The organism is Mesorhizobium sp. (genome assembly GCF_041661565.1).
Taxonomy (GTDB): Bacteria; Pseudomonadota; Alphaproteobacteria; order Rhizobiales; family Rhizobiaceae; genus Mesorhizobium.
Genome location: NZ_JBAZUD010000193.1, coordinates 1 through 7708 on the forward strand (window position 1 = coordinate 1; position 7708 = coordinate 7708).

Sequence of the window (7708 nt, forward strand, 5' to 3'; positions counted from 1 at the left end):
GACTGCGTTGTCGAGATCGACGCCATCGCCAATGCCGCGCGCTCGGTGCGCAAGGACGTCATCCTGCTTTGCCATGGCGGCCCGATCTCGATGCCTGACGACGCCCGTTACATTCTCGACCGCTGCAAGGGTCTGCACGGTTTCTATGGCGCCAGCTCGATGGAACGGCTGCCGGCGGAAGCCGCGATCGCCAGGCAGACCGCCGATTTCAAGGCTGTAACGCTTGGCGGCGAGAAGATTGCCAAGAAAAGGAAGGGATGAGCGATGGTCGACAGGAGCAAGGTGTTTGTCTACCCCAAGGATGTCAGCGCCTTTGGCTTCGACTGGGGAAAGCTCTCGCTAACGGTGGCGCCGGAAGTAAATGGCGCGACCCGCTTTTCCGGCGGCGTCGTCGACCTGCCGTCGGGCAAGGGCCACACGCGCCACAACCATCCGGGTGCCGAGGAAATCATCTTCGTCATATCGGGACACGGCGAGCAGATGGTCGAGGACGAGAAGGGCAACCCGGTGGTCGAAAAGGTCGGCCCGGGCTGCACCATCTATGTGCCGGAGAGCCGGTTTCATTCTACGCTGAATACCGGCGACGGGCCGATGCAGCTGTTTGTTGTCTACTCACCGGCCGGTCCGGAACTGATCTTGCGGGAGCTGCCGGACTTCAGGCTGATTCCGGCGGGGCAGTGACGAACTTATTATAGTGTGACGCGGCCCCTCATTGTCCTGCCGGACATTTCTCCGCGTATAGTGACGGGGAGAAAAACGCAGTTACCGGCGCTTTCGCCAAATTTTCAAACGCCGCAAATAGGTGCCGAGGGCGACGCTGCCCTCTTCTCCCCGTCACTATACGGGGAGAAGGTGCCGGCAGGCGGATGAGGGGCAGTGCCAACCTTGGGTTCTATGAAATCCCACCCCTGTTCCACCCCCGGCCGCGCTCGCCAAACATCACATAGCCGGTTTCCGTCACCGCGACCGTATCCTCCAGCTTGATGAAGCCGCGGGTCGGGTGAAGCATCGTCGTCTCGACCGACAGCACCATGTTCGTCTCCAGCGGCTTGTCCGCATAGGTGCCTTCATAAGCCACGGGATGGTTGGTCATCAGGAACGGCGCTTCATGCGCGATCAGGCCCATGCCGTGCGCGAAGAAATCCGTGTAGGCCGCCACTTTCGATGCCTTCAGCACGCCCTCCGCATGCGAAATCATGTCGCCGCCCAGCGTGCCCGCCCTGACTTTGGAAAAGGCCGCCTGCTGCACCGTCTCGACCTCGGCCAGCAGATCCTCCAGTTCGGCGTCAGGCTCTCCAAGAATGCCCATCCGGCAGAGATCGCCAATATAGCCATGATAATTGCCGCCGGAATCGATCGACATCACCTCGCCGGTCTTCCACGCTTGCGGTGAGGCGGCCCGGTTGTGGCTGGACCCCAGCGTCAGCAGGCAATATTCGAAATGGATGCCGCGATTGGTTTCCTCGCGCCGCAGTTGCTCGATGATGTCGCTCTTGGTCGAGCCTTCGCGCGCCCAGGCAATGGTCGCCAGCATGGAATCGGTGATCAGCTCCGAAGCGGTGCGTAGCTTCTCCAGTTCGGCATCGGTCTTGATGGCGCGCATGCGCTCAAGCATGTCTGTCGCATCGATCAGCTTCGCGTCCGGCAACGCCTTGCGGATCAGCATGTAGGCGTCAGAGGGCAGGAAACCCGGCTCGATGCCGATGCGCGCCCCCGCCATGCCGATCTTATGCACATGCTCGACCGCCAGATTGGCGGCATCGAGCGTGCCCCAGCAGGCTGCATGCAGCGTCGGCGTCCAGAACGGATTGTTCTGGTGCTCGCCGCCCTCCATGCGGTTGCCGATATAGGCGGCATGGTCCGGTCCAGCCTTTTCGTAGACGACGATCGGCAGGTAGCGGCTGTGGCCGATCGCATCCATGGCGGCGAAGAAGATGAATTTGTAGCCGCCCAACAGATACTGCGTGTTGTGCTTCGAGGTCGCGAGCAGGACATCGATGCCTGCCTCCTCCATCAGCCGGTCGACCCGTGCCTGGTCGAACGGGACGTTGCCGACGGCATTCTTGCCCGGAGCTATATTCATGTCTCTCTCCCTGAATTATCGCTTGGACCGCCGCCGTTCCGCTCCCGATCCCGTAGCTACGAGCAAATCTGCACCATTTTGTCCACTCTGGTCCAGCCAGAAAGCAGAAAACTGGCGGTAATCGATCTCACCATCTCGTCATTCGCAGTATATCTAATACTTCTGGTCCTACCAGATTACTGGGAAGTGGAATGTGAGGCCCTGCTGGTCCAGCGGACGAAAATTCCAAAGCCAAGCGAGAATGCGCCAATTACGGCTCTGGCGAAACCCTCGGCAAGGCTCATAATCGCAGCTTGAGGGACGCTGGCCGGTTCGCCGTCGTTCGAGGGGTTGTTGGCGCGCCTGTCGGGTCGCGGAGAGGACGGAGTTCCATCATGTCAGGTTTCACGATTTCCAGACGCAAGATGCTTGCGGGTTCGGCGATATTGCTGGCCTCCACCGCCATGCCGATATCGGGCTGGGCACAGACGCCGAAGAAGGGCGGACGGCTGGTGCTGGCCGCAGATTCCGAGCCACGCAACCTCAACCCGGCGATCGTCGCCTCCAACGGCGTCTTCTTCATCTCCAGCAAGATCGTCGAGACGCTGGCGGAAGCGTCCTACGACGGCAAGGACGGGCTTGCGCCAAGGCTGGCGCTGAGCTGGGAAGGCGCCGCCGACGGCCTCTCGGTAACCTTCAAACTGCGCGACGGCGTCAAGTGGCATGACGGCCAGCCCTTCACATCGGCCGACGTCGCCTTCTCGGCGCTGCAGATCTGGAAGCCGCTGCAAAATCTCGGCCGCACCGTGTTCAAGGACCTGGCCGCCGTCGACACTCCCGACGAGCTCACCGCCATCTTCAAATTCGCCAAGCCGACACCGTTCCAGCTGATCCGCAATGCACTGCCGGCGCTGAGCAGCGTGGTGCCGAAGCACATCTACGAGCTCGGCAAGATCGAGGACAATCCGGCCAACAACGCGCCCATCGGGACCGGGCCGTTCAAATTCGGCGAGTACAAGGCCGGCCAATATTACCGGCTGACGAAGAACACCGATTACTGGGGCAAGGGCGAGCCCTGGCTGGACGAGATCATCTATCAGGTGCTGCCCGACCGCACCTCGGCTGCCAGCGCGCTGGAAGCGGAAGAAATCCAGCTCGCCGCCTTTTCAGCCGTGCCGCTGGCAGATCTCGACCGCATCTCCAAGGTGCAGGGCCTGAAGGTGATCAGCAAAGGCTACGAAGGGCTGACCTATCAGCTCGTCGTCGAGATCAACCATCGCCGCAAGGAACTGGCTGATGTGAAAGTGCGCCAGGCGATCGCGCATGCCATCGACAACGATTTCGTCGTCAAGACGGTGTTCCTCGGTTACGCCGCGACCGCCACCGGTCCGGTGCCGAAGAACGATCCACAATTCTACACCGCTGATGTGCCGACCTATGCCTTCGACGTCGCCAAGGCCAATTCCCTGCTCGACGAAGCCGGCTACAAGAAGGGTCCGGACGGCAAGCGCTTCACGCTGAAGCTCTTGCCGGCACCCTATTTCAACGAGACGAAACAGTTTGGCGACTATCTGCGCCAGGCGCTCGCCGCAATCGGCATCGACGCCCATCTGGTCAATAATGATTCCGCCGCACACATCAAGGCCGTCTACACCGACCACGCCTTCGACCTCGCGGTCGGTCCGCCGGTGTTCCGTGGCGACCCGGCGATCTCGACAACCATCCTGGTGCAGAGCGGGATTCCCGACGGCGTGCCGTTCTCCAACCAGGGCGGCTACAAGAACGACGCTCTCGATGCCCTGATCGCCAAGGCATCCGAAACGCTCGACACCGCTGCCCGCACCGATCTCTACAAGGAGTTCCAGAAGGAGGTGGCTGCCGACCTGCCACTGATCAATGTCGCGGAATGGAGTTTCATCAGCGTCGCGCGCGACACGGTCGGCAACATCGCCAACAACCCACGCTGGGCAGTGTCGAACTGGGCGGACACGTATCTGGAATCGTGACAGTATTTCGTGGATGAAAATTCGCGAAATCATCGTAGACGTCGAGTTCTACGAAGCCCCCCTCTGTCCTGCCGGACATCTCCCCCTCAAGGGGGGAGATTGGCATCTTGTCTGTCCCGCCAGTTCTTCAACATTGGACATTTGCGAAGCCAAGAATGACTGCCGATCTCCCCCCTTGCGGGGGAGATGTCCGGCAGGACAGAGGGGGGTGCATAGGCGCGGTCCTAACCAACGTATCGCCAACCCATCGACGCCCCTATGAGCCGTGCCCTAACCCTCCTCCGCCGCCGTCTCGTCGGCAGCATCTTCGTGCTGCTGATCGTGATCATCGGCACATTCCTGCTGCTCGAAGCAGCGCCCGGCGATGCCGTCGACGCCTATATCGTCTCGACCGGCGGCGATGCCGGGATGATCGAATTGCTGCGTCACCGCTGGGGCCTCGATCAGTCGGAACTGACACGGCTCGCCAACTATCTCTGGGCGCTGCTGCATCTCGATCTCGGCCAGTCGGTCACCTTTTCCAGGCCGATCCGCGACGTCATCCTCGAACGCCTGCCCAACACTCTGCTGCTGATGGGCAGCGCCACCGCGCTCTCCTTCGGGCTGGGCTCAGCGCTCGGCATCTATGCCGGCGCCAAGCCGGGCAGTGCCCGCGACCGTTTGCTATCGGTCGGCTCGCTCGCGCTCTATGCCGTGCCGGGCTTCTGGCTCGGCCTGGTTTTGATCGTCGTCTTTGCGGTCAACCTTCGCTGGCTGCCGATCGGCGGCATCGAGACCCTCGCCTCCGACAAGACCGGCTTCGACCGTGCCGCCGACATCGCCACCCACCTCGTCCTGCCGGTGTCGGCGCTCGGCTTTATCTATCTGGCACTCTATCTGCGCATGATGCGTGCCGGCATGGCCGAGGCCTGGCGGCAGGATTTCGTGCTGGCCGCCCGCGCCAGGGGATTGTCGCGCCGCCGCATCGTGCTTGCCCATGTGGCCCGCAACGCGCTGCTGCCGCTGGTCACCATGCTCGGCCTGCAATCGGCGCAGATGCTGGGCGGCAGCGTTGTCATCGAGAGCGTCTTTTCGGTGCCAGGCCTCGGCCGGCTGGCGCAGGAAGCGGTTGCGGCGCGTGACACGCCCCTGCTGCTCGGCATCATCCTCGTCAGCGCTGTCCTGGTCATCGTCATCAACCTTCTCGTCGACATCGCCTATGCCTTCCTCGACCCACGCGTCGGCGCCAATGAGGCCGACGCATGATCCCTCTTCGGCGTTTCCTGCGCACGCCCGAGGCGATTGCCGGCACCGTCATCCTGGCGGCGCTCATCGCCATGGCGCTGTCGGCGTCTCTGCTGTTTCCCGGCGACCCGCAAGCGATCGCCGGCCCCGCACTCCTGCCGCCATTCCACGACTGGTCTCTGCCGCTCGGCACCGATCGGCTTGGTCGCAATGTATTGGCCGAACTGTTCCACGGCGCGCGCGCCTCGCTGGCAGTCGGGCTTGCGGCGGCGGCGGCGGCACTCGCCATCGGCTCCGTCGTCGGCACGCTCGCCGGCTTTACCGGCGGCCTGGTCGACGAGGTGCTGATGCGCATCACCGATGCCTTCCAGACCGTGCCGAGCTTCCTGCTGGCGCTGGCCTTTGTCAGCGTTGTCGGGCCTTCGCTCGGCGTGGTCGTCGCTGCCATCGCGCTCGGCACCTGGACCGGGCCCGCCAGGGTCGCCCGGGCGGAGGTCCTCTCCATCCGCGAACGCGACTACGTTGCGGGGGCCAGGGTCATCGGCATGCATCCGCTCGAAATCGCCTTTCGCGAGGTGCTGCCCAATGCGCTGCCGCCGGTGCTGGCGATGTCGTCGGTGATCGTCGCCGCCGCGATCCTGACCGAGGCGGCCTTGTCCTTTCTTGGCCTGGGCGACCCCAACCGGGTCACCTGGGGCGGCATGATCGCCGAAGGCCGCGCCGTCCTGCGCACCGCGCCATTCCTGTCGATCGTCCCGGGCATGGCGCTGATGCTGACGGTGCTCGGCGTCTATCTCGCCGGTGAAGGCATTGTCGAGACGACGGCCGCAAGACGAGGCCTGTCGTGACGGTGCTGGCTTCGATCCGCGACCTTTCCGTGACCTACCGCCGGGACGGCAGCGCGGTGGCCGCGCTTGAACATGTCAGCCTCGATATCATGGCGGGCGAGCGTCTGGCCATCATAGGGGAAAGCGGTTCGGGCAAGAGCACGCTGGCACTGGCGATTGCGGGCTTGCTGCCCGCCAGCGCCAGGGTTGGAGGACGTATCGATTGGTCCCTACCATCGACGTCGAGCGCCCAGGCACCCCCCTCTGTCCTGCCGGACATCTCCCCCTCAAGGGGGGAGATTGGCAGTTTCGCTGTCGGCTCATCTCCTGCAACGTTGGTGATTGGCGAAAGCGGAGATAAGGGCGCAATCTCCCCCCTTGAGGGGGAGATGTCCGGCAGGACAGAGGGGGGCCTCGTAGAGCACAATCCTCAAAAGTTTTTGGCCAAACCCAGCCTACCTCCCCTGGGCGGCCGCGACATCGGCTTCGTCTTCCAAGACCCCTCCGCCAGCCTCGATCCCGTGATGGCGGTTGGCAAGCAGATCGCCGAAGTCGCGCGCACACATCTCGGCCTCACCTGGCCGCAGGCCTATGCAAGAGCCAAGACCCTGCTCGAACGCGTCCGCCTGCCTGATCCAGACTCCGCCCTGCGCGCCTTCCCGCATCAACTCTCCGGCGGCCAGAAGCAACGTGTGGCGATCGCCGCCGCCATCGCCGCCGGGCCGAAGCTGCTCATCGCCGACGAAGGGACCAGCGCGCTCGACACCATCGTGCAGGCCGAGATCGTCGCGCTGATCCGGCGGCTGGTGGCCGAGGACGGCATGACGCTGCTGTTCATCAGCCATGACATAGCGCTGGCGTCCGAGCTGGCCGAGCGCATCGCCGTATTCCGCCATGGCCAGTTGATCGAGCTTGGCCAAACCGCGCGGATCATCAACGCCCCGGCCCACCTCTACACGCGTGCACTGCTCGATGCCCATATCGGCCTCGAGGCCAAACCCTTGCTGAGCCGCAGGGGGCCCCGCGCATGAGCCTGCTTGCAGTGTCCAACCTCAGCAAATGCTATCGGCGCCGCGGCGAGACCATCGTCGCCGCGGACAATGTCTCGTTTCACATCGAGCCTGGCGAAACGCTGGCGCTGGCCGGACCCTCCGGCAGCGGCAAGTCAACGATCGCACGGCTGGTGCTGCGGCTGACCGAGCCGGATTCGGGCCGCATAGACTTCGAAGGCGGTGATTTCCTCGCCTTGCGGGGCGCGGCGTTGCGGGCGCGCCGCGCACGCCTGCAGATGGTGTTCCAGGATCCGTTGGCCGCCCTAAACCCGCGCGCCACGGTGGCGCGAGTTCTTGACGACCCGCTTCGCATCCACGGCATCGGATCCCGCGCCGAGCGCCCGCGCCGCATCGCCGCTTTGCTGGAGCGCGTCGGGCTGCCGGCGGATCTCGCCCTGCGCGCCATTCATGAAATCTCTGGTGGCCAGCGGCAGCGCGTCGCCATTGCCCGCGCGATCGCGACCAAACCCTCGCTGATCGTGCTGGACGAGGCGGTATCGGCGCTCGATGTCTCGGTGCGCGGACAGATCCTCGAAT

At 63.8% G+C, this 7708-nt stretch carries 8 protein-coding genes; 7 read left to right on the plus strand and 1 reads right to left on the minus strand.

Going from position 1 to position 7708, the window contains the following annotated elements; all coding sequences use genetic code 11:
• Both WC739_RS23435 and WC739_RS23440 read left to right on the plus strand, forming a co-directional pair.
• Positions 1 to 261, plus strand: a 261-nt coding sequence (locus WC739_RS23435; RefSeq protein WP_372955377.1) for a phosphoenolpyruvate hydrolase family protein, incomplete at its 5' end; no start/stop codon positions are given.
• A gap of 3 nt (positions 262 to 264) precedes the next feature.
• On the plus strand, positions 265 to 681 hold the full coding sequence (locus WC739_RS23440; RefSeq protein WP_372955378.1) for a cupin domain-containing protein: 417 nt from the start codon (positions 265 to 267) through the stop codon (positions 679 to 681).
• Positions 682 to 892: 211 nt separating this feature from the next.
• Here the strand turns inward: WC739_RS23440 and WC739_RS23445 are convergent, their stop codons facing one another.
• Positions 893 to 2083 carry a M24 family metallopeptidase gene (locus WC739_RS23445; protein ID WP_372955379.1) on the minus strand — a complete coding sequence of 397 codons (1191 nt, stop codon included), beginning with the start codon at positions 2081 to 2083 and terminating at the stop codon, positions 893 to 895.
• A gap of 374 nt (positions 2084 to 2457) precedes the next feature.
• Here WC739_RS23445 and WC739_RS23450 point away from each other — a divergent pair, with 374 nt between their 5' ends.
• From WC739_RS23450 to WC739_RS23470, 5 genes are all read left to right on the plus strand, one after another.
• A complete protein-coding gene (locus WC739_RS23450) occupies positions 2458 to 4068 on the plus strand; it encodes an ABC transporter substrate-binding protein (RefSeq protein ID WP_372955380.1) in 1611 nt (536 codons plus the stop codon).
• Between the two features lie 258 nt (positions 4069 to 4326).
• Positions 4327 to 5313 (plus strand): ABC transporter permease, encoded by a 987-nt coding sequence (locus tag WC739_RS23455; RefSeq protein ID WP_372955381.1) that lies wholly within the window; start codon positions 4327 to 4329, stop codon positions 5311 to 5313.
• On the plus strand, positions 5310 to 6140 hold the full coding sequence (locus WC739_RS23460) for an ABC transporter permease (protein ID WP_372955382.1): 831 nt from the start codon (positions 5310 to 5312) through the stop codon (positions 6138 to 6140). Before WC739_RS23455 ends, WC739_RS23460 begins: the two co-directional genes overlap by 4 nt.
• Complete coding sequence (locus WC739_RS23465) at positions 6137 to 7150, plus strand: ABC transporter ATP-binding protein (RefSeq protein WP_372955383.1); 1014 nt, start codon at positions 6137 to 6139, stop codon at positions 7148 to 7150. Before WC739_RS23460 ends, WC739_RS23465 begins: the two co-directional genes overlap by 4 nt.
• The coding region (locus tag WC739_RS23470) for an ATP-binding cassette domain-containing protein (protein WP_372955384.1) at positions 7147 to 7708 on the plus strand (562 nt) is incomplete at its 3' end. The genes WC739_RS23465 and WC739_RS23470, both read left to right, overlap by 4 nt.

Excerpts from the sequence above, each read along its gene's own strand:
- WC739_RS23455 (WP_372955381.1), top strand. The coding sequence starts at position 4,327 with ATGAGCCGTGCCCTAACCCTCCTCCGCCGCCGTCTCGTCGGCAGCATC.
- WC739_RS23440 (WP_372955378.1), top strand. The coding sequence starts at position 265 with ATGGTCGACAGGAGCAAGGTGTTTGTCTACCCCAAGGATGTCAGCGCC.
- WC739_RS23460 (WP_372955382.1), top strand. The coding sequence starts at position 5,310 with ATGATCCCTCTTCGGCGTTTCCTGCGCACGCCCGAGGCGATTGCCGGC.
- WC739_RS23445 (WP_372955379.1), bottom strand. The coding sequence starts at position 2,083 with ATGAATATAGCTCCGGGCAAGAATGCCGTCGGCAACGTCCCGTTCGAC.
- WC739_RS23450 (WP_372955380.1), top strand. The coding sequence starts at position 2,458 with ATGTCAGGTTTCACGATTTCCAGACGCAAGATGCTTGCGGGTTCGGCG.